Annotated in this window: 23 protein-coding genes; 5 read left to right on the top strand and 18 right to left on the bottom strand. The window is 56.4% G+C overall.

The genetic code is table 11. The features are described 5' to 3' along the window. Positions 1–14: 14 nt before the first annotated feature. From B0G52_RS32055 to B0G52_RS32045, 3 genes are read right to left on the bottom strand one after another with little or no spacing between them, the layout of a single operon-like run. Positions 15–818 (bottom strand): ABC transporter permease, encoded by an 804-nt coding sequence (locus B0G52_RS32055; RefSeq protein WP_094050510.1) that lies wholly within the window; start codon positions 816–818, stop codon positions 15–17. Positions 819–820: 2 nt separating this feature from the next. Next, on the bottom strand, positions 821–1621 hold the full coding sequence (locus B0G52_RS32050) for an ABC transporter permease (RefSeq protein WP_094050509.1): 801 nt from the start codon (positions 1619–1621) through the stop codon (positions 821–823). Beyond that, positions 1618–2637 (bottom strand): ABC transporter ATP-binding protein, encoded by a 1020-nt coding sequence (locus tag B0G52_RS32045; RefSeq protein ID WP_094050508.1) that lies wholly within the window; start codon positions 2635–2637, stop codon positions 1618–1620. Before B0G52_RS32045 ends, B0G52_RS32050 begins: the two co-directional genes overlap by 4 nt. Before the next feature lie 110 nt (positions 2638–2747). On the opposite strand from B0G52_RS32045, the gene pdxR reads away from it, so the two are divergent. Beyond that, a complete protein-coding gene (pdxR, locus tag B0G52_RS32040) occupies positions 2748–4169 on the top strand; it encodes a MocR-like pyridoxine biosynthesis transcription factor PdxR (protein WP_233163273.1) in 1422 nt (473 codons plus the stop codon). 82 nt (positions 4170–4251) lie between these two features. Here pdxR and B0G52_RS32035 read toward each other — a convergent pair whose 3' ends face one another. The 8 genes from B0G52_RS32035 to B0G52_RS32000 form a co-directional block, all read right to left on the bottom strand. After that, entirely contained in the window at positions 4252–4464 is a 213-nt protein-coding gene (locus tag B0G52_RS32035; protein WP_094050506.1) for a hypothetical protein, read from the bottom strand. Between the two features lie 358 nt (positions 4465–4822). After that, positions 4823–6019, bottom strand: a complete 1197-nt coding sequence (locus B0G52_RS32030; RefSeq protein WP_094050505.1) for an amidohydrolase — start codon at positions 6017–6019, stop codon at positions 4823–4825. 263 nt (positions 6020–6282) lie between these two features. Continuing rightward, positions 6283–8187, bottom strand: coding sequence for a beta-L-arabinofuranosidase domain-containing protein (locus B0G52_RS32025; RefSeq protein WP_094050504.1), 1905 nt, complete (start codon positions 8185–8187; stop codon positions 6283–6285). A gap of 51 nt (positions 8188–8238) precedes the next feature. Continuing rightward, positions 8239–9555 (bottom strand): ABC transporter substrate-binding protein, encoded by a 1317-nt coding sequence (locus B0G52_RS32020; RefSeq protein WP_094050503.1) that lies wholly within the window; start codon positions 9553–9555, stop codon positions 8239–8241. 28 nt (positions 9556–9583) lie between these two features. Further along, complete coding sequence (locus B0G52_RS32015) at positions 9584–10420, bottom strand: carbohydrate ABC transporter permease (protein WP_198960770.1); 837 nt, start codon at positions 10418–10420, stop codon at positions 9584–9586. Further along, complete coding sequence (locus tag B0G52_RS32010) at positions 10413–11300, bottom strand: carbohydrate ABC transporter permease (protein WP_233163271.1); 888 nt, start codon at positions 11298–11300, stop codon at positions 10413–10415. Before B0G52_RS32010 ends, B0G52_RS32015 begins: the two co-directional genes overlap by 8 nt. A 109-nt stretch (positions 11301–11409) precedes the next feature. Continuing rightward, positions 11410–12966 carry a response regulator transcription factor gene (locus tag B0G52_RS32005; protein WP_094050502.1) on the bottom strand — a complete coding sequence of 519 codons (1557 nt, stop codon included), beginning with the start codon at positions 12964–12966 and terminating at the stop codon, positions 11410–11412. Then, a complete protein-coding gene (locus B0G52_RS32000) occupies positions 12956–14722 on the bottom strand; it encodes a cache domain-containing sensor histidine kinase (RefSeq protein WP_094050501.1) in 1767 nt (588 codons plus the stop codon). The genes B0G52_RS32005 and B0G52_RS32000 overlap by 11 nt, the downstream gene beginning before the upstream one ends. Before the next feature lie 295 nt (positions 14723–15017). On the opposite strand from B0G52_RS32000, the gene B0G52_RS31995 reads away from it, so the two are divergent. After that, entirely contained in the window at positions 15018–16037 is a 1020-nt protein-coding gene (locus B0G52_RS31995) for a LacI family DNA-binding transcriptional regulator (protein ID WP_094050500.1), read from the top strand. Positions 16038–16110: 73 nt separating this feature from the next. Here B0G52_RS31995 and B0G52_RS31990 read toward each other — a convergent pair whose 3' ends face one another. The 4 genes from B0G52_RS31990 to B0G52_RS31975 all read right to left on the bottom strand — a co-directional run bounded on the left by B0G52_RS31990 (position 16111) and on the right by B0G52_RS31975 (position 21434). Beyond that, positions 16111–18660, bottom strand: a complete 2550-nt coding sequence (locus B0G52_RS31990) for an ABC transporter permease (RefSeq protein WP_094050499.1) — start codon at positions 18658–18660, stop codon at positions 16111–16113. Further along, positions 18657–19349, bottom strand: coding sequence for an ABC transporter ATP-binding protein (locus B0G52_RS31985; protein ID WP_094050498.1), 693 nt, complete (start codon positions 19347–19349; stop codon positions 18657–18659). Before B0G52_RS31985 ends, B0G52_RS31990 begins: the two co-directional genes overlap by 4 nt. Positions 19350–19452: 103 nt before the next feature. Beyond that, positions 19453–20763 (bottom strand): sensor histidine kinase, encoded by a 1311-nt coding sequence (locus B0G52_RS31980; protein WP_094050497.1) that lies wholly within the window; start codon positions 20761–20763, stop codon positions 19453–19455. Continuing rightward, the gene (locus tag B0G52_RS31975; RefSeq protein ID WP_094050496.1) at positions 20751–21434 is read right to left on the bottom strand and encodes a response regulator transcription factor; all 684 of its coding nucleotides are present in this window, start codon (positions 21432–21434) and stop codon (positions 20751–20753) included. The genes B0G52_RS31980 and B0G52_RS31975 overlap by 13 nt, the downstream gene beginning before the upstream one ends. 255 nt (positions 21435–21689) lie before the next feature. Between B0G52_RS31975 and B0G52_RS31970 the strand changes: the two genes are divergently transcribed. Next, positions 21690–21968 (top strand): aspartyl-phosphate phosphatase Spo0E family protein, encoded by a 279-nt coding sequence (locus B0G52_RS31970; RefSeq protein ID WP_094050495.1) that lies wholly within the window; start codon positions 21690–21692, stop codon positions 21966–21968. Here the strand turns inward: B0G52_RS31970 and tadA are convergent. After that, positions 21900–22364 (bottom strand): tRNA adenosine(34) deaminase TadA, encoded by a 465-nt coding sequence (gene tadA, locus B0G52_RS31965; RefSeq protein ID WP_094050494.1) that lies wholly within the window; start codon positions 22362–22364, stop codon positions 21900–21902. The genes B0G52_RS31970 and tadA overlap by 69 nt on opposite strands. A gap of 231 nt (positions 22365–22595) precedes the next feature. Here tadA and B0G52_RS31960 point away from each other — a divergent pair, with 231 nt between their 5' ends. Next, positions 22596–23387 carry a glucosaminidase domain-containing protein gene (locus B0G52_RS31960; protein ID WP_094050493.1) on the top strand — a complete coding sequence of 264 codons (792 nt, stop codon included), beginning with the start codon at positions 22596–22598 and terminating at the stop codon, positions 23385–23387. A 2-nt stretch (positions 23388–23389) separates the two neighbouring features. Beyond that, complete coding sequence (locus tag B0G52_RS31955) at positions 23390–24073, top strand: NAD(P)H-binding protein (protein WP_094050492.1); 684 nt, start codon at positions 23390–23392, stop codon at positions 24071–24073. A 45-nt stretch (positions 24074–24118) separates the two neighbouring features. On the opposite strand, the gene B0G52_RS31950 is transcribed toward B0G52_RS31955, so the two are convergent. Further along, positions 24119–24949 (bottom strand): flagellar motor protein MotB, encoded by an 831-nt coding sequence (locus B0G52_RS31950; RefSeq protein ID WP_094050491.1) that lies wholly within the window; start codon positions 24947–24949, stop codon positions 24119–24121. Next, positions 24930–25736 (bottom strand): flagellar motor stator protein MotA, encoded by an 807-nt coding sequence (motA, locus tag B0G52_RS31945; RefSeq protein WP_094050490.1) that lies wholly within the window; start codon positions 25734–25736, stop codon positions 24930–24932. Before motA ends, B0G52_RS31950 begins: the two co-directional genes overlap by 20 nt. Positions 25737–25875: the final 139 nt, after the last annotated feature.

The raw sequence follows: 25875 nt of genomic DNA, 5'->3' as shown, positions 1-25875 counted from the left end.
GCTCTTTGCTTTTTTCAAGAACCCGAGCTGTCGTAGCGAGCGACGCCGCGGCTGAATATTTTACAGGCCAACAAGAACAGCAGCGCCCCCACGGCAACCGAAATCACCGGAAAGAAGTAAAACAGGGCGCTTCGCTCTTCCTTCCCGAAGAAGAGGGAAGCGGGATAATAATTCACGATCGCGTAAGGGATCAGGAACGTGAGCAGCAGTTGGATCGATTGGACATAGATGCTGATCGGATAGTTGATGAAGCTTCTTACGGTATAGATCGACATCTCCAGAACCGCCTTCGAACGGATGACCCAGAAAGCGCTGGACGCAGCCGCGATCATAATCGCTCCTTGAATCAGGATGCCGCCGATCAGACAGAAGAGCAGGAACAACGCGTTGCCGACCGTCCACTGGATGGAGAGCTGATACGTGCAAAGCGCGAGCACACACGACGATACGATCAGATGTCCGATAAACGTATGTCCGAATTGGCGGAATACCAGAATCAGCAGCGGCGGGTACGGTCTCACGAGGAAATTATCGAATTCGCCCGTTCGCACCGTATTTTCCAACTGAATCATCGGTCCCCATAGGAACATCGAACAAGTCGCATACGTCATCAGGTTCAAATTGTTGAGAAACAGCACTTCCCAGAAGCCCCACCCGTCCATGCTTGGGAACGTCTGGAACAGCACCCAGAAGCCCAAATACAGCGAAACGAAGGTCAACATATTCACGAAGACGTCGCCGAAAAAGGAAAACCGATATTCCAGCTGAGACCTCATGTAGACGATAAGAAACCTGCCGTACAGTTTGACGGTGTGCATGCTTAACCTCCCTGAACCACGACTTTGCGCTTGGCCGCCATCCAGGCGATCGCGGAAGCCGCTGCCAGCACCGCGATCCAGGCCGCTCCCTTGGCGAACGCGAACAGGTTCTGGGACTCGTCCGCCTTGCCCAGCAGAATCGCTAACGGATGGTAATAGATCAAGTCGAACGGAAGCCATGACGTGACCGCGTACAGAGCTTTCGGGAAAAACCAGATCGGGATCACGATCCCGGAGAAGAAGTTGATCAGATGGGTCAGTACGAAGCTTAGATGAAAGATTCGCAAATACCAGAAGCTGCTCATCCCGACGAGAAACGTAAGCAGAAAATAAACCATAAAGCCGTTAAACAAGGCGATCAGGAATCTCAGCAGATGGGATAAGGGCAATTCGGCGGGACTGAAAAACAGGTAGCCGACGACGAGGATCGGGATGATCTCGAACAGCGCGGCGAACGCTTTGGTGCCCAACGTCTCGAACAGCAAGGAACGGAACAAGCCGATCGGCCGGATCAAATACGTGACGATGTTGCCGGTCTGGATTTTCTGGCTCAGCGTTTCGATGTTCTCGTTCGCTACGATCATCGAGATCATCGTGCTGAATACGGCGTACGTAATCATCTCGTCCAGGGAAACCTGCGTAATCGGCACGCTTAATGCCGAAGCTCCCGCGTACAATGCCGTCCATAAGAAAAATTGCACAAGCAGGGCAACGAGTCTGTTCGCCGTCGTAATAAACGTATGAAACCGGTAAGTCGTACCGCTCTGCACCGCGTTCAGCATGATCTGACAATAAAGCCTCATAATACCTCCTGCAGAACCGGCCGCGCCGGATTCGTATACATGGCCCGAATAATGTCCTCCACTTCCGGCGGCTTGACGGTAAAATCGACGACCGACGCCCGGCCCATAATCCAGGAGAGCAGCTGAGCCGGATTGGATTCCCGCTTATCGTATCGAACCGTAAGCGTCGACGATTCGGGATCATAGCGGTAATCCCCGACTCCCAAGAGCCTCAGACCGTCCCAGTTCTCGACCGCTCCTTCGACTTGAACGCTTAGCGTCTCGCCTGCGCCGAATTCCGTCTTCATCCGCTCCAGCGGACCGTCGAACGCTTTCGTGCCGTTGTTGATCAAGATAATGCGGGAGCAAAGCTTCTCCACGTCCTGCATATCGTGGGTGGTCAGCAGAATCGTCGTTTTGTATTCCGCGTTAACCTCCAACAGAAACTCCCTTATTTTCTTCTTCACGACCACATCCAGCCCGATCGTAGGCTCGTCCAGAAATACGATGGAAGGGTTATGCAGCAAGGCTGCGCACAAGTCGGCCCGCATGCGCTGGCCCAGGCTGAGCTGGCGAACGGCGACATGCATGAACTCCTGAATGCCGAGAACGTCCGCGAACAGTTCGATATTACGCTTGTAGCGGTTATCAGGAATTTTGTACATGTACTTCATCAGCTGGAACGTCTCCGATACGGGAATATCCCACCACAGCTGAGAGCGTTGGCCGAATACGACGCCGATCCCTCTGGCGGTGGCGGCCCGGTTTCTGTAGGGAACAAGACCGTTGATCGTCACGTCGCCTGACGTCGGAACGAGAATTCCGACCAGCATTTTAATGGAAGTCGACTTGCCTGCGCCGTTGGGGCCGAGGTAGCCGACGATTTCGCCCTGCGGGATGTCGAACGAGAGGTCGTCGACGGCTTTCTTCTCTTCGTAACGTCGATGCAGCAGATCCTGAATCGCCCCTCGCAGCCCGGACGTTCGAATGGGCCTCTTGAATGATTTGGACAAATTGCGGACTCGAATGGCCGACATTTTCTTTCAGCTCCTTCTATTTCTCCGGATGTTGGAGATTCTCGTCTATGGTAGAATCAATCATAATCGAAATATGTCCCTGCGTTGAGGGACAGAACGACACTATTTTATTGGGACAGTTGGTGTGGAAAATGATCAGCTTGACTCCGTTCCTCGACAGGCAATCCGGAATTCCCGTGTACGTTCAGCTCTATCGATATGTCAAACAGGAGATAGCTTCGGGACGCTTGAAAGAAGGCGACAGATTGCCGTCCGTTCGCGAGATGGCGAGTTATTTGGCCATCAGCAAAAATACGGTAAGCGTCGCTTACCAGCAGCTCATATCGGAAGGATATGCCGAGAGCCGCAGCAGAAGCGGCCTGTACGTTCTGTACAGCGCCGAACCGTCGACCGCACCCATTCCCGACCGTCTGAGTCGGAATCGCTCCAGGCAGGCGCATTCCGGCGACAGCCTCGTGCCGTATAACTTCGTGTCCGGGGGAATCGATACGAGATCGTTCCCCGTCTCGGCTTGGCGCAGATGTCTCGTGACCGCCCTGCATTCGACCGTCAAAAATTCGCTAGGCTACGGCAACGCCTTGGGCGACGACGAACTGAGGGAGGAGCTTGCCGCTTATTTGTTCCAATCGAGGGGCATTGACTGCTCGCCCGATCAAATCTGCATTACCGCGGGGTCGCAGCATTCTCTCGGCCTGTTGTGCCGGTTTCTGGCGATCTCCGGGCGCGCCGTTGCGATGGAGAACCCCGGCTGGCGCGGCGCTCGCGCCGTATTCGTTGATCACAACTGCACAATAGACGAGATTCCTCTCGATTCCGGGGGAATCAGGATCGCGCCTTTGACGGAGTCCTCCGCCAAATTGGTCTATGTGACGCCTTCGCATCAGTTTCCGATGGGAATGGTAATGGGGGTTCAGAGGAGAAACGAGCTGTTGGAATGGGCCGAGAAGCGCAACGGATACATTGTCGAGGACGATTACGACAGCGAATTTCGGTATTCCGGCGATCCGATCCCGGCGATGAAGGCGATCGACCGGCAGGATCGGGTGATCTATATGGGGACTTTGTCGAAGGTGTTTCTGCCGTCCGTCCGGCTGAGCTATCTGGTTGTTCCCCGCGCTCTGACGGGATCGTTCCAGGTAAAGCTTGCCCAATACAACCAGTCGGTCTCTCCGCTCATTCAGCACGCGCTGCAGTTATTTATGAAGGAAGGCCACTTCGAGAAGCACGTCAGAAAAATGCGGCGGGTTTACCAGAAGAAATACGCGGTGCTGATCGAGTCCATCCGCAATAATCTGGGCGACAGCGCGACTGTCGTCGGGCGGAACGCGGGGCTGCATATCGTGTTGAAGCTGACAGGGGGCGACGGGGCCGAGTTTCAAGAGAAGGCTGTGCGAGCAGGCGTCCGCGTGGAGCCCGTCACGGTTCATTGCTCGCCGGAAACCCGTCAAATGTACGAGAACTGCTTTATTATCGGTTTCGGCGAGTTAAACGCCGAGGAGATCGAAGCGGGGATACGGCGTCTGGGCAAGTGATGTATCGTCGGCGTTGCGAGTCGTGTTGGCCGCCGCCCCGCATGTACGACTGCCGAAGAACCGCGCCTATGCGCGGTTTTCTTTAGCTTCCGGCCGAGGAGCAAGTCTGGACCGCCAGAATCCGGTCGACGACCAGCGTGCGGAATCCGCGCTTCCGGACGTCGTATACGCGAGCCTTGCCGTTGCGAACCGAGAACAGATCGACCCGGCGCATCGTGAACTTGCCGCTCGTGTCTACGTAGATCAGATCGACCTTCCGTCCGACGCACTTATCGATAACCGATGGATTAACCACAAGAGACCACTCTCCAAACAAGAACGTTTGTTCTTATTTTAGCGAATGCCAAAAGGAAAAACAAGGGTCCATCGGCAGGGTTGTCTCATAAGTAAAAAAGGCGTACCGAACGATTATCGATGGATACAGGGGAATGGGCATCTATCTCCTTCCGATGCGAGATACCCCACAAAGTGACGTTAAGCTTCGCAGCTTATTCCGATTACTTTGCGGGGGCCCCAAAGCGTTTCCTGAAACCAGCAGACCCGTCACAGGGCGATTTCAGGACCGTATGAGGCAGTCTCCAGGAGATAGACGTCCTTCTTTTTCGTCGATAATCTTGTACGCCTCTATTTTATGAGACAGCCCCAAGAAGCGCTTATGAACGATCGATCAAATAATGTCCGACAATGCTCAGGAAGGCTTTGGCCGACAGCACGAGCGCGCGCTCGTCAATATCGAAGCGGGGGTGGTGGTGCGGGAAGTGGGTCCGCTCATCCTCTCCTCTTGCGCCAACGTACAAAAAGGTTCCCGGCTTATGTTGCAAATAGTAAGCGAAATCTTCGGCCCCCATGCGCTTCTCCAAATCTACGATGACGGCGTCCGGCAGCGTATCGGAGATCGCTTTCCGAGCGATGGAGGTTTCCGCGGAATGATTGACCAGCGACGGATAACCGTTCGTATAGTCGATGCGGATGGACGCATGGGAGGAGAGGGCAACTCCCTCGGCGATGGCCCTGATCTCCTGTTCGATCAACGTTCTGGCTTGGGGATCGAACGTACGGACCGTCCCTTCGAGCAGCGTTCGGCCGGCGATGACGTTAAAGGCGGTGCCGCCCTGGATTTTGCCGATGCTCACGACGGCCGGCTGCAGCGGACTGACTCTGCGGCTGACGATCTGCTGCAGCTTCCCGACGAGCTCGGAGGCGATCACGATGGAATCGACCGATTCATGCGGGCGCGCGGCGTGACCGCCCTTGCCTTCGACATGGAGGGTAAAGGCGTCTACCGCCGCCATGAAGGTACCGTCGCATAGGCCGAATTGGCCGACGGGCAGCTCGGTGGCCAAGTGGATGCCGTACACGGCGTCGACCCCGTCCAGGCAGCCGTCGGCGACCATCGCTTGAGCGCCGCCCGGCGGCTTCTCCTCCGCATGCTGGAACAGGAACACGATCGATCCGTTCAGCGAATCCCGCTGCTCGCTAAGCAGCGACGCGACGCCGAGCAGCGAGGAGGTATGCCCGTCGTGTCCGCAGGCGTGCATGACTCCGGGAACGGTGGACGCGTATTCGACTTCTTTCTCATCCTGGATCGGAAGCGCGTCGAAGTCGGCTCTCAGCGCGATCGTCGGACCCGGCCGTCCGCCGCGCAGCAAGCCGACCACGCCTCCGCCGCCAACGTCCGTGCGTACTTCAAGCCCTAGCTTATTCAGCTCGGCAGCGATAAAGGCGGGAGTATGCTTCTCCTCGAAGGAAAGCTCGGGCCGCTGATGCAAATATCTGCGCCAGCCGATGATCCGATCGCCGAGCTTGTCGTCGATCTCCCGATGCCATTGCGCGATAAGGGATTGTGTCATGGAATTCGTCTCCTTGGTTATAGCCTACTAATCCGAGTTATGAAGTATAGTATAACGATGCGTACGTAACCGGGCAAGAGCAAAGCCAAGGGCCGACAATTCGAAGAATTCGCTAAAAGAGGGAGTAGGATAGGCATTCGCGTCGAATGCAATAACATCAGAGTATTTCAATCGCCGCAACATCCCTCTGCATCTCGTATAGACGATAAAATCACGAAAACTCGTTCCTCCTCCGTTTCCGGAAGTCGAACGAGCTTTCGGTTTCATGACCTAATTGGCGGGAATACTACGGGCATCTCGGCAATTCTCAGCCGAGCGCAACCGTAAGGAATCAATTCGACGTCTTCATCCGGCTCATGGCTGATCGCCGGCGAGGCTGGAGGCGTCCCCGCCGAATTCATCTCCATCGTCCATTGTGGAAGCCGTCTGCCTGTCACTGTCAGACGAACGGGCGCGTGATTCGCTTCGAAAGGCTGTCGCGAAATGGAGTCGGATTCCGTAATCCGGACGGATTGCAGATCGCCGGCGACCAGACCGTAGTTCCACGGAGATTCAGGATAGATTTCCCAGTCGTGATACGGCTCGTAGGTGCGGTGCTTCTGCCAACGTTCCTTGATCGGAATCGCATACATGAGCGGCCCCCGCTGAACGCCGACCGCCCCGTTGGCCCGGGTTACCGTCCGCACGGTCATTGGCAGCCGAAGCACGAGCTCGTCGCCGTCCCCCCAGACGCGGACGAGCGAAGCAAAGCCTTTGACGACGACCAGATCGGCTCTCTCGCCGTTAACCGTCAGAATCGGGCTTTTGCACCAGCCTGGAATGCGCAAGCGCATTGGAAACTCCGTCGTGTGGCTTAGACCTAGCTTCATCTTAACGGTATCCCGGAAAGGATAGTCGGTCGACACATGAACGGAGGCCTTGACGCCGTCCCCCACCATCGTTCGAACGACGCATGGCGCATAGACGATCGCCGCCAATCCGTTGTCTTCCGAGGCCATCCATAGTCTGGCCGCGAATTTCGGCCAGCCTTGGTGCATATTCGCCGTGCAGCAGCCGAAGTGAGGCTCGACGCCGAATAGATTCGCTTCATTATTGTTTTCCGTCCAGTTGCGCTTGGCGTGCGTGCACAAGATTTGGTTCGCTTGCTGGTCGTACTGGTGAACGTGCCAATCCGGGCTGATCGCGGCAGGAAGGGCATTGTAGGCGACTTTCTCCAGCAAGTCTCCGAAGTGGCCGTCCCCGGTAATCCGAACGAGATGCTCCAACGAATACATGTACTCTACGACGGCGCACAATTCCGTGCCTTGGCTCGGATGGGGGCCCGCAAGCCATTCGTCTCCCGAGAATACCCCGCTGACTTGTCCATGAAAAGTCATGACGTCGGCAATTCCCCGATACGCGGCATTCAATTGCTTCTCATCCATAGTATGAAGATAAGACAAGGCCGGTTGCTTGAATGACATTGCGACGTTAACGACATGCACTCGCGGATCGAAGCGTTCCTGCCTGTACCAGAACGGATAGTCCTCGTAGAGAGCCGTCCAGTCGATCGTTTGTTCGGTGATGAGGTTCGCGAGTTCAAGCAGGAAGGGCTCTCCGGTTCGGTTGTACAGCCATTGGAGGCTGATCAGGTTTTCTCCGCCTCGGGCGCTGGCCCATTCCTGAAGAGGACGGTCGGGCAAGTGTTCCAGCTGATATTTGAAGTAGCGCGTCATGAACGGAACAACGCGTTCGTCCCTGGTATACTCCGCATGCTGGATAAGGACTTTCAGCATGATCATCCGGCTCCACCAATCGCCTCTGGAAGCGGGGCCGTACCGACCGTCCGCCGAGACGGGGCCGAATTGACCGCTGATCTGCGAGCTGTTTAATGTCCACTCGATCCAGGGCCTGACCTTGTCGATCAGTCTGGCGTCTTCGAGCAGATAGGCGAGCGGCAGCAAGCCGTCCAAATAGTAGGGCCCTCTTTCCCATCCGTCGCCGTCTCCTCCGAGCCAGCCGCTGTCCGGACCGACGTACGGCCAGAATTCGTCCAGATGCCCCGTCATGCCGGCGGCTTGAATTTCCATCTGATCCTTGAGCCAACCCGCGGGTTTTACGGCGCCGAGAGGCAACTCCGTAAAGGGCGTCGGAGCTAAAGGAGGGCGGTTCGCGATCTTGAACTGCATGTGTCGGGCTCCTCTCCTTCTCCCGGACCGGCTATCGCCGACCGGTTGTTGCTATTCGAGCATTTTGTCCAGCTCGACGGCCAGTTCGTCCGCCGCTTGACCGGCATCGAGTCTGCCGAAGCCGACCAGATCGAGCTTCTTCATCGTTGTGTCCATCAACTCCTGCCAGTTGGACGTGAAAGGCAGCGCTTGGGATATTTCTACAGACTGGAACCATACTTCCTTTTCTTCCAGCGACAGTGCTTCGAACATGTCCACTTTTCTTGCATCGGCCACAGATTTCAGCACCGGGATGCCTCCAATATTGTTGTCGACCAGAATGTTCTCCGCTTCTTCTGATACAAAGAACTTGAGCGCCTCGGTCGCCTCTTTGACGTGTTTGGATCCTTTGTACACCACATAGGCGTCGACAAAGTTCGGCGTGGCCGGCTGGCCGGTAGCGCCGACCGGAATCGGGGCGACTCCCCATTCGAAGCTGTCGATCTTGCTAAACCCCGGCATCATCCAGGTCCCTTCGATCAGCATGCCCAGTTTGCCGGATTGGAACAGTTGATCGACCGGAGTCGTCTGAGTGTCCGCCGGCGTCGGGGAGTATCCGTCCTGGATCAAGCTTTGCAGGTAGGACAGCGCTTCTTTGGATTCGGGGGCGTTAATAATAGATTTGGATCTATCCTCGTTAAGAATGCCGCCGCCGTTAGACCATAAATACTGGATCGCCCGTTCCGGGTTCAGATTGACGTAAACGCCGTATTGCTTGTTCGGTCCTTCCCCCTTCGTCAGCTTCGAGGCGGCTTCTCTCAACTCGTCGAAAGTCCAGGCCTCGTTCCAGTCGGAGGAAGGCAGCGGGATACCGGCTTCTTCGAACATGTCTTTATTATAATACATCGCCATCGTATAGACGCCGGTCGGCATACCGAACATTTGACCGTTCTGGTCGTATTGCTCCAATGCCGAAGCGTAGTATTGGCTCTTATCGAAGTTGCCCAAGTGCGGCGTGAGGTCTTCGAGCTGGCCTTTGGAAGAGAACATCGGCATGTAGACGACGCCCAGCCTGCCGATATCCGGCGGGTCTCCGGCAGCGATCTGGGCCGTCATTTTCTGGACGTATTCGCCCCAGCCGCCCGGCAATCTCTCCAATTTGATTTCCGTATCGGGATGGGCATTATTGAAGGCGTCCACCATGCCTTGCCAGCCGGGCATTTCATCCGCCCCGGCAACGATCGACATGCGAAGCGTCACCTTCTCTCCGGAGCCCTCTCCGGGGCTTGAGCCTGACGAACTGCCGGAGGAGCCGTTCGAAGAGCAGCCCGAGAGTACGAGCGAAGCAATCAGGCTGACGGCAGCGATTTTTAACGATAATTTGGACATGCGTCAATACCCCTTTTCACTGTTGGATTTATCCTTTTAAGCCGCTTAACGTAATGCCTTCGATGAAATAGCGTTGAGCAAACAGGTAGACGATCAGGACGGGAACGAGCGAGATGCAGGAGGCGGCCATCAGCAAGGGCCAGTCCGTCGTGTACAATCCCTTGAACGAAGAGATAATCAACGGCAGCGTGAACTTGTTCTGATCGTTAAGGTAGATTAACGGGGTCAGGAAATTGTTCCAGTTGCCCATGAAGGTGAAAATGCCAAGCGCGGCCAGCGCAGGTTTACAATTCGGCAGCATGATCTTCCAATACGATTGCCAGGGATTCAAGCCGTCTATCTTGCCCGCATCTTCAAGCTCATTAGGAATAGCGGCCATAAATTGCCGTAGAAGGAATACGCCGAATGCGTTGCTCAAGATAGGGGGCAGAATCAGGGGCCAGTGGGTATCGACCCAATTGATCTGGCTGAACCACATGAACATCGGAATCAGAGTGACTTGGCCCGGGATCATCATCGTCATAAGCAGAACGACGAACAGCGGCTGCTTGGCGAGAAATTTCATTTTGGCAAACGCGTAACCCGCCATCGAACTTGTGAGCAGACTGCCGGCCGTAACGAGCAGCGCAATTTTCAGGCTGTTCAAGTAAGCCAAGCCGACGGGGAGCGTCGTCCACGCTCTGTAATAGTTGTCCCACTGCACCGGCCGGGGAATCAGCCGAGGAGGATAATCGAACATCGAACCTTGGCCCTTAAGCGAGGTGGAGATCATCCACAGAAACGGCAGGATCATAACTCCGGCGCCGATGACCAGCAAGACGTAGATCGGAATCGTCGAAAGCGGGAATTTTCGAGAGCTAGACATCGTAGTTCACCCACTTCGAGAACTTGAACTGGATCAGCGTAATGACGAGAATGATGACAAACAGAATGAAAGAGATCGCCGAAGCTTCGCCCATTCTAAAAAACTGGAATGCCGTGTTAAAAATATGCAGGACCACGACGTTCGTGGCGTCCGCAGGCCCGCCCCTGGTCATCATGTACGGCTCTGAGAAAACCTGCATCGAACCGATCAGGAGCATGATCACGACGAAGAACGTAGTCGGCGAGATCATCGGCAGCGTGATTTTGAGAAGACGTTGCCAACTGCTCGCTCCGTCGATTTTGGCCGCTTCGTATAAATGCGAGGGCACGCCCTGCAAGCCGGCCAGGAAAAGAATCATGTTATAGCCCAGCGCTTGCCAGACGGTCATAATCACAATCGAGGGAAGAGCCCAGTTCATATCCGTCAGCCATCCCGGCCCTTGAATGCCGACGGACGACAAGGCGGAATTGATCAAGCCGTAATTCGGATTGTACAGCCAGGTCCAGACCAAGGCCACCGCAACCGCCGAAGTAACGACCGGAGTGAAGTAGACGGCGCGGAAAATCATTTTGCCCCGTAAATTCCGGTTAAGCAAGAGGGCCAGCGCGAGAGAACCGACCACCGTAAGCGGAATGTGCAGAAGCGCGAACAACCCCGTATTCCGAAGCACTTTCCAGAAAACCGGATCCGTCATTTGTTTGCTGTAATTGGCAAAACCGATCCACACGGGCGATGTGCCGATATCCCATCTCATAAAGCTGATGCCGAATGCGAATAAGACGGGACCGACGATGAACAAGATTAATCCAAGCATTTGCGGCGCGATGAACAGATACGCCCAGGCGTTATCCTTCAACCTTCGCCGCGTTAAAGTACTCACTTCATTGCCCCCTTTTCGTCGATGTAAGCCCTTGCACGCTTTAGTTTACCAGCGCGGCTCGTCGCGAAAAATAAGGCCAATCTTGGATAATGTTCGTTGATTTTGGATTTCACAACAAAGAATCAGATTTATCGAGATCAACGGCGACGCCGTTTCGGTTGCGGAAGTCCAAAGGCGTCATTCCGTAAGTTTTGCGGAAAATCTGGCTGAAGTGCCGGCCATCGGCATAACCAATGTCTTGCGCCACTTCATATATCTTCTTCAAAGGATTTTGCAATAACGAGAGTGACTTGTCCATCCGGTAACGGCTTAAATATTCCGTAAACAACATGCCCGTCTCTTGTTTGAAGAGCGTGCTGAGATAACTGGAGTTCACGCCTAATTCCAGGGCGATATCGCCCAGTTTCAGGTCCGAGAAGTATCGATCGTGAACGATACCGATAACGCGCCTGACCGTGTGATTGACCCGGGCAACCCAATATTTGGAGGCCCGGTCCGCGTAATGGTTGATCGCAGCGAGCAGCCTGTCCAGGATGTCTTGATGGCTGGAAGGCGACGCGCCGGTCATCAAGACTTTGTCCGCATCTGATTCACCGAGGAACGAGAGCGAGGCTTGAAGCCTAAGCTGCAAATGCAACGCGTGTTTGCTCAATTGGGAAAGAATCATCCGCTTGTAGTAGGTTTGCAGATTTGCGAACAGGGAGAGGGCCTCCGACTTGTCGCCTTTCTTGATACTCTTGATCATCGCAAATTCCAGCTCGATCGGTACAACCAGCAAGTTCGGATCGTCACCGGATATTTCATCGTAGTAAACCACTCTTTTCTCCGGATTGGCCAACGTGGCCGCGAATTTGCACTGATCGTAGGACAAGCTCGCTTGATCGGCGGGAAGAAGGCGGCCGACCCCGATTTTCCACTGCACGGGGCCGAATCGGCTTAAATACGGCGCCACCATTTCTATAGCAAGCTCCCGAAGCCGCCGATTGACGTCGTCCCCGTCTTTCCAGCCGATCAGGACGATCCAGTCGTGCCGCCCCTCCTTCAGCGCTTTGTACACGGTGTGCCGCCGGCTCATCCGTTCGTGCATTTCCCCGAAGTCCTCTTCGTTCGCAAGGGGGATATCCGCACAGAGGTTGACGGCTGTAACGAAAGCGCACTCGCGGAAGATCGACAAGCTTGGATGGTCCGCTTCCCAACTACCCCCGTAGAGGACGGTTCGAATCCGATTCGCGGACTCGCTCTCTTCTGCATCGGAAGCAGTTCGCCCGGGTTCGGCGCCGCCCCTTTGTTTCTGTGCGATCTGATTTTCAGCCTTACGCAGGACGTCCATAATTTCCGCCGCCCGCATCGGCTTCAGCAAGTAATCGAAAGCTCCGTATCGAATGGCTTTCTGGGCATAAGTGAAATCGGGGTAGCCGGTTAGGAATATGAGCAGGGAGTCGGAGCCGATGCTGCGAATTTGCTCCAACATGGCGATTCCGTCCATTTGAGGCATGCGGATATCCGATAGAATCAGATCCGGACGGCATTGCCGAATCATTTCGATCGCTTGAATGCCGTTTGAAGCTTCGCCGACCCACTGCCAATTGTCCAGCTTGCTTACCATCGCTTTAAGTCCCATTCTTATCGTCATTTCGTCATCTACGATCAAGATTTTATACGTCAACGCGATCTCTCCTTACTTCGTCGGTAATTTGAAGCGGCAGTCTGTACAGGATGGACGTTCCGACGCCTTGTTCGCTCTCAATCGTCATGCCGTATGTGTCCCCGAAAGTCAGTCTTATCCGTTCTTCCACGTTTTGCATCCCCAAGCCTTCTCCGATCTGTCCGCGTTCCCGATATTCCGCCAATTTGTCTTTGTCGATGCCGACGCCGTTATCGATAATTTCCAAGCGGCATTCCCGATCTGCGCGGTATGCGCGAATTCGGATAAGACCCGGCCTTCCGGAGTTTTCGACGCCGTGAATAATGGCGTTTTCTACGGCTGGCTGCAAGATGAGTTTGAGCGCGCGGTTGCCGTTCAGCGAGTGGTCGATGTCGAATTCGAATGAGATTCGGTCTCCGTAGCGGGCCGTCTGGATCAAAATATAATTTTGCAGGTTGTCCAATTCGTCTTTCAGAGTAACGACCGGACCGGATTTGCTGATACTGTACCTAAGCATGTTGGACATCGAGACGATCAAATCCCCGATCTTCTCTTCACCGTGCAAATACAGCTTCCAGTAGATTGTGTCCAGCGTATTGTACAGGAAGTGGGGATTGATCTGGGCCTGAAGCGCACGGAGCTGAGCGCTCTTCTCTTTGAGTTCTTCTTCGTACACTCGCACGATTAGTTCCTTCAACCGGTAGGTCATCTTGTTGAAATGCCGGCTTAAGATCATCGTTTCCTTGTTGCCGGCGAGATCGATCTGTACGTCGAAATCCCCATTCTCAACGCCGCGCATGGCGCGAATCAGCTTCTTGATCGGATTGGCGACGCTGCGCGTAATAAGAAGGGAGAGCGCTATGCCGACGAGAATCCATATCGACTGATAGGCGATGCTGCTCTTGAAGACGTTCGGCAGCCCCGGGGTCATCTCCTCGATCGGCACTAGCCCGACCGTCTTCCATCCGGTTAACGCCGAGGTGTGGAAGGCCATGAAGTAGGTCTGGCCTTCGATGGCGCCGACAAACGCGCCTTCGCGGGTATGAAGCACTTGATTCAGAATGCCGTCCCCGAGCTGACGGCCGATCCATTGACGGTCCTGACCGGAGATAACGACGCCTCTGTCGTCCAGGATGATCGCTTGCCCGGTCTGACCAAGACGCAAGTCCTTGATCGAATCGTAGACGATCTCTTCGGGCATATGGAAAGTGAGGAAACCGATAGCGGTCAGCGCGGGTCCGAGCATGTTTTTGATCAAGCGGGTTCCCTGAATCAACGTATTCCGTTCTCCGGTGCTGGCGTTGGAGCTCCAGTATACTCTTCCGTTCAGATTTGTCGCTTGCCGGATCAATCCGTCCGACATTTCCGGGGCGTTCTGGGACAGGCCGATGATAAAATGCCCCGTATTGGAGTAGACCAGCACATCCGACATCTTGGGAGACAAAACGTTGTATCTAGCAACTTCCTTTGAAAGCGCCTTCTTATCTTCGTAAGAGATATTTTCCGCCGTTTGTTTGTTCAGTAATTGCTGTACGGTAGGATTGATCAGGAACGAAGCGTCGTTATTAAATTGCTCCAGCTTCAGCTCCATTTCTCCGTTCGTCTGCTTAAGCGTCTGAATAATATACTGCGATGTATTGGAATGAATGATTTCTTTGCTTTTCATATAAGTCGCGAGGGAAGTCGAGATAACCGGTACTGTAGAAATAAATATAAAGCTGATCATCAACAGATGAGTAATGCCCAATTGTCCGTAAAATCGCCGAATGCCGTTCAAGCGACCGCCCCCTAAGCCTGTAGTCGTAATCGAATCGTCCCCGCATGCTCCCTATTCTAGCTTCCCTTGCGTTTCGTTAGCAACGATAACGCAAATCTATATCGGCATTACGCTAAGTAACGATTATCTTACGGAAGGCTCTCATGTCCGATTACGGAGCGCTGCCATGCGAAGAATGGACGACAATTTATTGGTTGCACTTCCATACGGAATGCAGCCCGCAGCCTGTAGAAACATCCGCCGGCCTTATGGTAACATCAAGAGATAGATTGGCGGAGACGCGGGGGGACGGAGAATGGCGACCAACATACGGGATGTGGCGAAAGCGGCCGGAGTGTCGGTGGCGACCGTGTCCAAAGTGTTAAACGGCTATACGACGGTCAACGAGCAGACGAAGCAGAAAGTGTTGAAGTATGTGAAGGAGCTGCAGTTCCGGCCGAATCTGGCCGCCCGGTCGCTGGTGGGCCGCCGTTCGATGACGATCGGGATTTTCCTGACGACGGGACTGGCGCATCCTTTCTTTACGCGTATAGTGGCGGGGATGGAGCAGGCTCTGCAGACGAGAGGCTACGATCTGATCTATCTGGCGCAGGTGTCCTGGAGCAAGGAGTACAGCTTCGTGCGGCATTGCCAGAGCCGCAACGTCGAGGGAGTCGTCGTCTTCGGCTTCCAGCATGAAAACACGGATTTCGGAGAGCTGATCGAATCCGGCATTCCCGCCGTGTTCATCGATCTGGACATCCGCGAAGGCCGCGCCGGATATATCACCTCGGATAACCGGGAGGCAACGGAACGTGCGGTCGCTTACTTGGCCGATCTGAATCATCGCAGAGTGGGGTATATTAGCGGCAACAAAGATTCTTACGTAAATGTGCACCGATTCGAAGGGTTCAGAGCGGGTTTGGCGCAGGCGGGAATTCCATATCGCGAGGAATACGCGGCCGAAGGGGATTTCACCCGCGAGGCGGGATACGCGGCGATGAGGAGGCTGCTGGCTTTGCCGGAGCCGCCGACGGCCGTCGTCTGCTGCTCGGATATGAGCGCCATTGGGGCGATCGAGTCGATCCGGGAAGCGGGACTGTCCGTGCCGGAGGATATCTCGGTGCTGGGGTTCGACGACATCGAGCTGGCCGGTTACGTGAAGCCTGCGCTTACGACAGTGCGCCAGGATATGATGACGATCGGACGGAGATCGATCGAGCTGCTGGACGAGCTTATTACCGACGAGACGCTGGCTCCGCCGGAAGCGATTGTGCCGACGGAGCTGGTCGTGCGCGAGTCCTGCGGCCCGGCCAAAGCCGAAGCCGACGAATAAAAAGGCGATCCCTTGCGATTCTCCGTATGAGGAGAACGAACAAGGGGTCGCCTTTTTGCTTGCGCCAACGCGCCTATGCTTCTTCCCGCAATTCTTCGAGCAGGTTCGCCTTCTCCATCTTCCTAAGCGGCCCTTGGACCGAGATCAGGCCGACGATCAGGGCGGCGGCGCAGGCGATCAGCGAGGCTCCCCAAGGGAATTGGAACGGAAAGCCCTGCACGTTGTTCAGCTGCTTGTGAAGGAAGCTGCTCATCAGGACGCCAAGCAGAATGCCCCAGAAGCTGCCGATGACGCCGAACCAGACGCCTTCCGAGGTGGCCATCTTCCGGATCTGTCCCATCGTCATGCCGACCGCCTGCAGCAGGCCAATCTCTCGGCGGCGCAGGAGCAGGTTCGTCTGCACGGTGTTGACGATGTTGAGGCTGCCGATGACGCCGATGACGACCAGGAAGCCGTAGACGAAGATTCGCATCTGTAAGTTGAAGTTGCGCGTCTCCTTCTGGTGCTCGGCATAATCGTTCAGGCTGCTTCCCGGATGGGAGCGCGCAATGTCTTGCAGCTTCGTGCGAATCGGCTCCGCGTCTGCGCCGTCCTGAAGCGCAATCTCCAGGCCGCGCCTCTCGGCGTTGTACTCGGACGGGGGATACTCGCCGGCGGCCTCGTCAAGCAGCTTGGCGAACGTCGTCTGCGCCGAGATGATCGTCAGCATACTGCCCTGATAAGGAGAATCGAACGGGGATTCCGTCAGAATGCCCGCCACCGTCACTTCCCGGATGTTCGGCTCTTCCCCGGGAGTACCGGAATTGGTCCAGACGGAAATTTTGTCTCCGACTTTATACCGCGCCAAGTCCATGATCTTCCGCTTGCCGTTGTTCAGAACGGGCTTGATCGTCTGAATGAGCAGCACGTTGTCGGCCTCCGCCAGCTTACCGGGATCGGTCGTTCCCGAATGCAGATACTTGGCGGCCTGCTGGAGCCCGGCCTCGTCGTAAATCACTATCCTCGTCCACACCTGATTATTTTCCACTCCGCCTACGTTCGTTTTCTCGTAGTTCACGGAAGTGTCCGTGCGAATATCGCCGTTCAGCTTCGTTTCCGGAACGAGCGAAGGAAAGGTGATACTGGGATATACTCCGTAGACGTTCTCTACTCCGGGCAACGCGCCGATCTCTTCGACCAGCTCGTCCGGAATCAGCTCTCCGGGAGCAGGAGCGTTCCCGCTCTCGTCCGCAACAGCGGCCCGGGTAAGCCCGAACGCGATTCGATCGGCTTCGTTCGTCGTGGTCGTCATGGTCAACATCTGCTGGGTAAAATAGTGAAACACGATAAACAGCATAATGCTGATGACGATCGAGAAAGTCGTAATCCGGAACTTCGTCCGGTTGCGGCGAATGTTGTTCGAAGCCATGCGACCTTCCACTCCGGCGAGGCTCAGCAGGGAAGGAATCCGCGCTCGCCGATAAGTTTCCCGGACGATGCCGCCCGCGCCCTTCGCGGCGTCGACCGGTGAGACGCTCGATGCTTTGCGCGCCGGGAGCCAAGCGGCCAGATAGACGGAAACATAGCCGATCGCGAAGCTGCCCGCGAAGATCCACCAGTGGAACGTCAGCTCGAACGTCTCCATCATGAGAATTTTCAACCCGACTTGCGTCATGAGCCACAGCGCGCACCATAATCCGAACCATCCGACCAGCAAGCCGACGGGAACGCCGATCGTGGAGAGCACGGTCGCTTCCCGCAGCACCAGATTGCGAATCTGCGCAGGTGTGGCTCCAAGCGTGCGGAGCAGGCCGAACTGGCGGACGCGTTCCAGCACCGCGATATGGAAGGCGTTATAGATGACGGCGACCGTAGACAGCACGACCAGACCGATCAACGTTCCGAAAATGACGGCGAGCGCCGTGTTCAGATTGTCGTCCCCGGACTCTCCCATATAGGCGAGCAAGGTGTTGTTCGTGAACAGACTGGAGTTCAGCTTGGTGAAGTCGTCGATCTGATCGCTGATATCCACGCCGGACTTCAGCGTCAGGAGCAGGATCGCTTCCGCGTCGATGCGCATGTTCGCCGGGTCCGCCAGCGTGAAGGCCAACGAATCTCCGTTGACTTGACTGATCTTGTCGTTGTTGAGAATGCCGACGATACGGTAATCGCGCGGCTCTCCGCCGGGTCCGGTCAGCTGCGTCGAGCCGTTCAGCCCAGGGCTTCCCGGCAGCCGCTCCAAGATCCACTGCTCAACCGCAAGCTCGTCCGGAGCTGCCGGCAGCCGTCCCTTGTACAGATGAATCGGGAACAATTGCAAGGCGTCTCCGTCCGCTTCAGCTATCGTTACGTCGACCGAGTTGTCCAACGGACGGGGTTCCCCGGCCCTGTAGTAGCCCAACTGATCGACGAGCACATGCTTGCGCAGGGAGTCGTAGAGTTCGGGGGTCGGCTCGTCGTAGCCGAAGTAGAAGGCCCCGTCCTGGTACTTCGTGTTCTGGATCAGATTGTCCTTGAGCGTCTGACCCATCGTCCCGAGCGCGCTGATGAGGGCGACGGACAGAACGATGCCGACGATCGTCAGAATCGTCCGCTTGCGCTGCTGCTTCAAATATTTTCCCGCCATCGCGCCGTAGCTTCTCATACGCCCCTCCCGAGACTCCGAGTGTCGCTCTGAAGTCTGCCGTCTTGAAGGTGGAGAACGCGGTCCGCTTCGGCGGCGATATTCATGTCGTGGGTGATGATGATGACGGTCTGGTGATATTGGCGCACGGAGAGCTTCAGCAGCTCGATAACTTCCCGTCCGTTGGCGCTGTCGAGGTTGCCGGTAGGTTCGTCCGCAAGGATGATGGCCGGCCGGTAGGCGAGCGCTCTGCCGATGGCGACCCGCTGCTGCTGGCCTCCGGACAGCTCGGAAGGCAGATGCTTCCGTCTCTCGTGCAAGCCCAGCGTGCGGATCAGATCGTTAATGTAGGCTTTGTCCGGCTGGCGATGGTCGAGAAGAAGCGGGAGCTGGATATTTTCCTCCACGTTCAGCACGGGAATGAGATTGTATGATTGGAAAATGAATCCGATCTTGCGCCGGCGGAACACCGCCCGCTCTTTCTCCTTGAACGCGTACAGATTTTCTCCGTCGATGTGGACGTAACCGCCGCTGGGCTTGTCCAGACCGCCGAGCAGATGCAGCAAGGTGCTCTTGCCCGAGCCGCTTGCGCCTACGACGGCCACGAATTCCCCCTGGTTAACCTGGAAGGAAACGTCCTGGAGCGCGTTGACCTGAGTCGTTCCTTTGCCGTAGCTCTTGCTTAAGCCGTCTACGCTAATGACATTCATGTTTTAAGTCCTCCGATGATGGATTCGCGCGCGACCGGGCCCCGGTCGGGCGTCTATGAACCCAGTATATCGGCGCCTCCTTACAAGCCGAAGGGGGATTCTCTTACAGTTCCGTAAGGTTCGCCGTCTTCGACGGAAAAGGATGCAGAGGCAGCGTGACGTGAAATACGGTGCCGCCCGGCGCTCCGGAGGTCGCAGACAAGACGCCGCCGTGCTTCTCGACGATCGATCGGGCGAGCGGCAGGCCGAGCCCGACTCCGCTGCCTTCGCCGGACGTCCGGTAAAACTTCTTGAAGATGTGGGGCAAGTGCCGGGGATCGATTCCGGGCCCTTGATCCTTCACGCGAAGGTGGGTGAACGTATGGGTCTGCTCCCACTCCACGACGACGTCGCGTCCCGCGGGGCTGTGCTCGACGGCGTTCTTGAGCAGGTTGGACAATGCTTCGCCAAGCCAGTGGGCATCATGGGGAATGGCGAGTGAGGCGTCGGAATCCCCGACCGCGATGCGGACGCCCTTGTCCTCCGCCAACCTCTTCACCGATTGGACTGCCTGTCGCACTGTGTCGGCCAGAGGCGCGGTCTTGACGTTGAGCTCCAAGGCGTTCGCTTCCAGCCGGGCCAGCTTGAGCAGAGTCAGGATCAGCCACTCCATCCGATCGAGCTCGCGGCGGCATCTCCCGATGAATTCGGCCGCGTGAGCTTCGTCGAGCTTGCCGTCCTGGAGCAGATCGGTGTAGATCATGAGAGAGGCAAGGGGAGTCTTCAACTGGTGGGAAATGTCGGCTACCGTTTCCTTCAGGAACGCTTTGTCCCGATGAAGCTGCTCGATCGTTTCCTTAAGCCGCTGGGACAGCTCCTGAGCTCCGTTGGCCAGCAGGCCGAGATCGCCTTCCTCGTAAATGCGGCTGGCGATCGGTTCGTTGCGTTTCACCGCGCCCTCCATCGCGATCGCGAGATGACGCAGAGTACGGGATTGGCGGACGTTCTCGCGATAGAGCAGCGCGGCGGCCAGCGCGACGAAGCAGACGCCGCCGAGAAGCAGAGTCCAGTTCGTGCGGCTGCGGTATTCGCCCAGCGCGGGAATCCAGCGCTCATCCGTCTTCGCGCTCATTCCATAGCGCTCAAGCCACTCCAGCCCTTGCTCGGCAGTCTCCGGCGAGGCCGAGCCGGAGGCCGTCAGCAGGCTGAGCCACTTCTCGGCCAGCTCGGGATGCTCTTCGGCCAAGCTGCCCAGCAGCGCGGCTTCCCGGTCCAGCCAGTCCTTCTTCAGCCTCTCGGCCGATAGATGGCTGTAGAGCAGAGCGAGAACGACGAATAGAACGAGAAGCAAGGACAAAATAAAAGCAAGCCTCCGAAGCGAAGGATTGCGCCACTGACGAGCGAATTCGACTTTATCGTTCTCTAGACGTTCCATCGATATCCGGCTCCTCGGACGGTGACGAGATATTGGGGGTTCTGGGGGTCTTCCTCGACCTTTTCCCGCAGCCTGCGCACGTTCACCGCCACCGTATTGTCGTCGAGCACTTCTGCGCCGTCCGGCCATACGTGACGAATAATCTGGTCTCTGGACAGCACGGCCCGGGGATGCGTCATGAACAGCAGCATTAAGCGGAATTCCGTCACGCTTAGCGGGATATCACGCCCGTGCTTCTCCAGCCGCATCTCGCCGACGTGAAGCGTCAGAGGACCGGCGGCAAGCGTATCCTCCGTCCGTCCGGAAGGGCCTCTGCGGCGAAGCACGGCCTGGATGCGCGAGAGGAACTCGCGCAGGCGGAACGGCTTCGTAATATAATCGTCGCCGCCGATGTCCAAGCCGCGAACGATATCGAACTCCTGGTCGCTTGCGGTCAGGAAAATAATCGGGACGTCGCGCTCCCGCCGGACCTGCTCGCAGAAGTCGAAGCCGTTGCCGTCGGGAAGCTGCACGTCCAGCAGGAGCAGATGGACCTCATGGCTGCCGAGGGCGCTCCGCGCCTCGTCCAGGCTGCGCGCGCCGATGACCTCGAAGCCTTCTTGCTGCAAGGTGAACTGAATGCCGCGGTGCAAGGAATCGTCGTCTTCGACGAGCAGGATGCGAAGGCTCAACGGCAGTGCTCCTTTCTATGCGGAAGAGAAGAATAAGCTCCTTGGGAACTAGTTCCAATTTCCTGAGTTTGTCGGAAAATTCTTTGAAATTATGCGTTAAATCTCGACAGCATTCTACAAATAACTGGATAATTTTGTCCTATAATGAGAATAGTTCGATTATCCTACCGTTCAATGACGGAGTGTGACAAATTTCTACGGTCGACCCGTTAGGGCGTGTATGCATACACGCCCTAGGAGGAAAGGAGCGGTCAGATGACGACCTTGGAGACAACCGAATTAATCACTCGCCTCCAACAACTGCAGAGTCGATTGTGCGAAATGGCGGACGACCTCGGCAATCTGACCGACCCGGAGATCGTGGCGGTCAGCGAGGAGGCCGACCGGTTAATCGTTCAACTGCAGCGCCTTCGCAAGGAGGAATCCCAGCTCCGGAAGTTGAACAGCGTCTGCCCGGTATCCGTATTATCGGCTTCGCAGCCTGCGGAAGAAGTCGGTAAGCAGAGCCGAACATTCAGCTTGAAGCACTCCTGACGTCCAAGGCGATGCGTGATTAAAGCGGGAATCTTGCAGCAGATCCATCAGCGTGCCTACGCATCCGGCCTTCGGATCGGTCGTTCCGTACACGACTCGCTCGATGCGGGATTGCAGAATCGCGCCCGCGCACATTGGACAAGGCTCGAGCGTGACGTACAAAGTACAGCCCAGCAGCCGCCAGGCTTGGAGGCGTTCGCTGGCTTGCCGAATGGCGATCATCTCCGCATGAGCGGTCGGGTCGCGATCGCGCTCCCTCAAATTGTATCCCGCGCCCACGATAACGCCGTCCCGAACGACGACGGCGCCGATCGGAACTTCCCCTAACGATTCGGCATACTTGGCCTGCGCAATTGCTTCCCTCATCCAACGTTCATCTTCTTCGATTAAACTCATAACAGTCCCCTTACTCCACGAACGTGCATTCGATGTTAACATACTGTGCACAAGTCTGTGGATAAATAGCCAGTTACCCACAGAGTTATGCACAGAATGTGTTTATAACGATGTGAATAACTGAATATAATTGTATCAGGTTGGCAAATAAGTTCAAATCCTTGACGTTCCCGAATATAGATGAGTGAACAACTCGGACAAACCGTCCGAGCACTGAGGAGGGCGTCTCGGATGGAGAAGCTGGATGCGGTATTTCGGAGTCATCCCGAGCTGGAGCCGACGGGCAAGCTGAGTTTGTCGGGAGAGCCGTGCTGTTCTGCGGAGCGGTTGCTCGCCTATACAAGAAGGAGAAATCCACAGGCGCCGGATGTGGCGGAGGTCTACATTCGTCTCGGCCGCCAATACGGGATTCGCGGAGACGTCGCGTACTGCCAGGCTGCGTACGATACGAGATGGTGGACCGCGGAGCTGTCCGGTCCGGACTGGGCGCCGCAGGTGAGAGCGCAGTGGGTCGACGAAGCCGCGATCGAGAGCCGCATTCAGATGCTGTATACACTGGCAAGCGCGCTGCCGCTTCCGGGCGAGACGAAGCTGGCGGACGATCGGCACATCGTTCACATCGAGCGCTCCGGCTGGAGAGGCAAGGCCCCTTGCTGGGAGGATCTGAGCGGCAAGTGGTCGCATTACGGCAATTCCGGCTATGGCTGCTATGTGGTGGCGATGTGGCGCGGCGTCCTGGAATGGGACGGCAGAGGTGTTCCTCCCAAGCTGCCGGTGTACCGTCAGGAGCCGACGTCTTCCGTCCGTTCGGCCGCGCGGAAAGCCGGAACGGTCGACTGGTCGTCCTTCGTCAGCGAGCAGATGAAATGGCTGCAGCACCGGCAGCTGCTGCCCGTCCCGACGCCTCACCCCGACCGCAAGGTGACGTGGGAGGAGCTTGCCGCTTTGCTTCGACAATGGGAAAGTCGCCCATTCGCTGATACAATGGAGGAGAAGCAAGTCCCGACAAGAAAAGAGGGATAAGGATGACTTCTTCATCAACAACGGCGGCAATCGCCGGCGCTTCCGGACTGGTCGGCTCTTGCCTGCTTCGCCGGCTGCTGGACGATCCCGGCTATGGCCGCGTCGTCGCCTTCGTCCGGAAGCCGCTGCCGATCAGCCATCCCAAGCTCGAGCAGGTCGAAGTCACTGTGGACAACCTCCCGGGGGCGCTGGCGGATACGGCGGCGGACGATTGGTACTGCGCGCTGGGCACGACGATCAGGACGGCCGGAACGCGAGAGGCGTTCCGCCGGGTCGATTACGACTACCCGATGGCGCTTGGCAGGCAAGCGGCGGCATCCGGAGGCAAGCGATTCCTGCTGGTCTCCGCGGTCGGGGCTTCGGCCTCGTCTTCGATTTTCTACAGCCGCGTGAAGGGAGAGCTGGAGCGGGACTTGGAGAAGCTGGGGATACCGGAGCTGCATGTATTCCGTCCTTCGCTGCTGCTCGGGGAGCGTCAGGAGTACCGCAGGGGAGAACGATTCTTCGGTTATGCGATGAAACCGCTCAATCCTCTGCTCGCCGGCCCCTTGGCCAAGTATAAGGCCGTTCAGGCGGACTCCGTGGCGGCCGCGATGGTTCGCGCCGCGCGAAGCGATGCGGCTGCGGGAACGCATCTGTACGAAGGCAAGCGGCTGTTCGGCAAGCGGCTGTTCGGCAAGCAATGAAAAAAAGAACGCCGCGGAGAGACCATCTCCGGGCGTTCCGTAAGTTTATTCAGATGCAGCTTGGGCTTCGCTTGCGTTCACCGAGATCGACTGGCTGCCTTCGGTCGGTTCGACGTAGTGCCGCAGAATGGAAACCTCGACTCTGCGGTTTACGGCTCTGCCGGCTTCGGTGGCGTTGCTCTCCAGCGGGTGGAATTCCGCGTAGCCGGTCGCGCTGAATTGCTTCGGATCGAAAGCTTCGTTCTCGAGCAGAATCTTCATGAAGTTGATGGCCCGTTTGGAGCTGAGCTCGTAGTTGGACGGGAACTCGAAGGTATTGATCGGCTGGTTGTCGGTATGTCCCTTCACCTGGACTTCATAATCCGGGTATTGTTCGAGCATCGTACCAATCGCTGCGGCCAGCTTCTGCGACTCAGGCTTGATGGTGGCGCTGCCGGAAGCGAACAGGGCGTTATCCCGGATCGTGATCAGCAGCTGCGATTGATTCAACTGCGTCTCAAGCTGTGTGGACAAACCGTTCTTCTCGATATATTGATCCAGATTTTCCTTCAGCTTTTCCAAATTTTCTTGCTCTTCTTGCTGCAGCACTGCGCGAGTCTTGTTCTTCCGTCCGTTGTCGAGACGGTTCTGAATGTCGTCGGTACGGCGTTTCAACTGGTCGTCTTCCGTAATGGAGCCGCCGTCCAGAACGCCGATGCCGGAGCTGAGCGCCGATTTGAACGCTTGACTCAATTCTTCCAGCTTGGAGATATTGACCGAGCTGGACGCATATAGAACGATGAACAGCGCCAGCAGCAAGGTCATCAGGTCGGAATAGGGAAGGAGCCAGGACTCGTCCGCGTGCTCCTCATGATGTTCATGCCGTTTTTTGCTCACGCTGTTCGTCCTCCTTCTCGGTGAACGCCAGCCGCTCCGTAGGAGTCAGGAACACGAGAAGCTTCTGCTGGATGGCGATCGTGGATACGCCCGACTGAATCGAGAGAAGCCCTTCCACCATCATCAGCTTCAAGTCGACCTCGCGTTTGGAAAGGCGCTTCAACCTGTTGGACATCGGATGCCATAACACGTAACCCGTGAAAATACCGAGCAGCGTGGCGATAAACGCGGCGGCGATGGCATGGGCCAGCGCGTTCATGTCAGCGAGATTGCCCAGCGCGGCGATCAGTCCGATAACCGCTCCGAGCACCCCGAGCGTCGGAGCGTACATACCGGCTTGGGAGAAGATCTGAGCGCCGGCGCGGTGACGCTCTTCCGTCGTCGAGATATCCTCCAGCAGAACGTCGCGAACGAAATCCTGCTCGTTGCCGTCGATGATCATTCTCATGCCGTTCTTCAAGAACGGATCTTCGATCTCGTCTACGCGGGCTTCCAGAGCAAGCAAGCCTTCGCGGCGCGTAATCGTCGCCCATTCCGTAAACATCTCGATGACTCTCTCGCGAGCGATAAGCTTGGGCTCGGAGAAGATCAGCTTGAACAGCTTGGGCACTTTGGCGAGGTCCGACATCGGAAAGGCCACGAAGACGGACGCGGCGGTCCCGACAAGAATGATGATGTAGGCGGCCGGATTGTTGACCAGATTGATGATCGGAGCGCCTTTCAAATACATCCCGAAAACAAGAGCGACCAGACCAAGAGCCAAACCAATGAAGATTGAATTTTTCATCGTACACCCCGATATATGGAAGAATGTTATGTACGCGACAGGAGCTTGCACTTACAGCCGACACGATAATAGTTTTATCGACAGGGAAGGGCGAAAGCTTTAGAGGAGAACCTTCTTTTTCGCAAATTCGTCGCAAGGT

The sequence above is a fragment of the Cohnella sp. SGD-V74 genome (assembly GCF_003001675.1).
Taxonomy (GTDB): domain Bacteria; phylum Bacillota; class Bacilli; order Paenibacillales; family Paenibacillaceae; genus Cohnella.
This window is presented reverse-complemented; position numbering and strand designations above follow the sequence as displayed.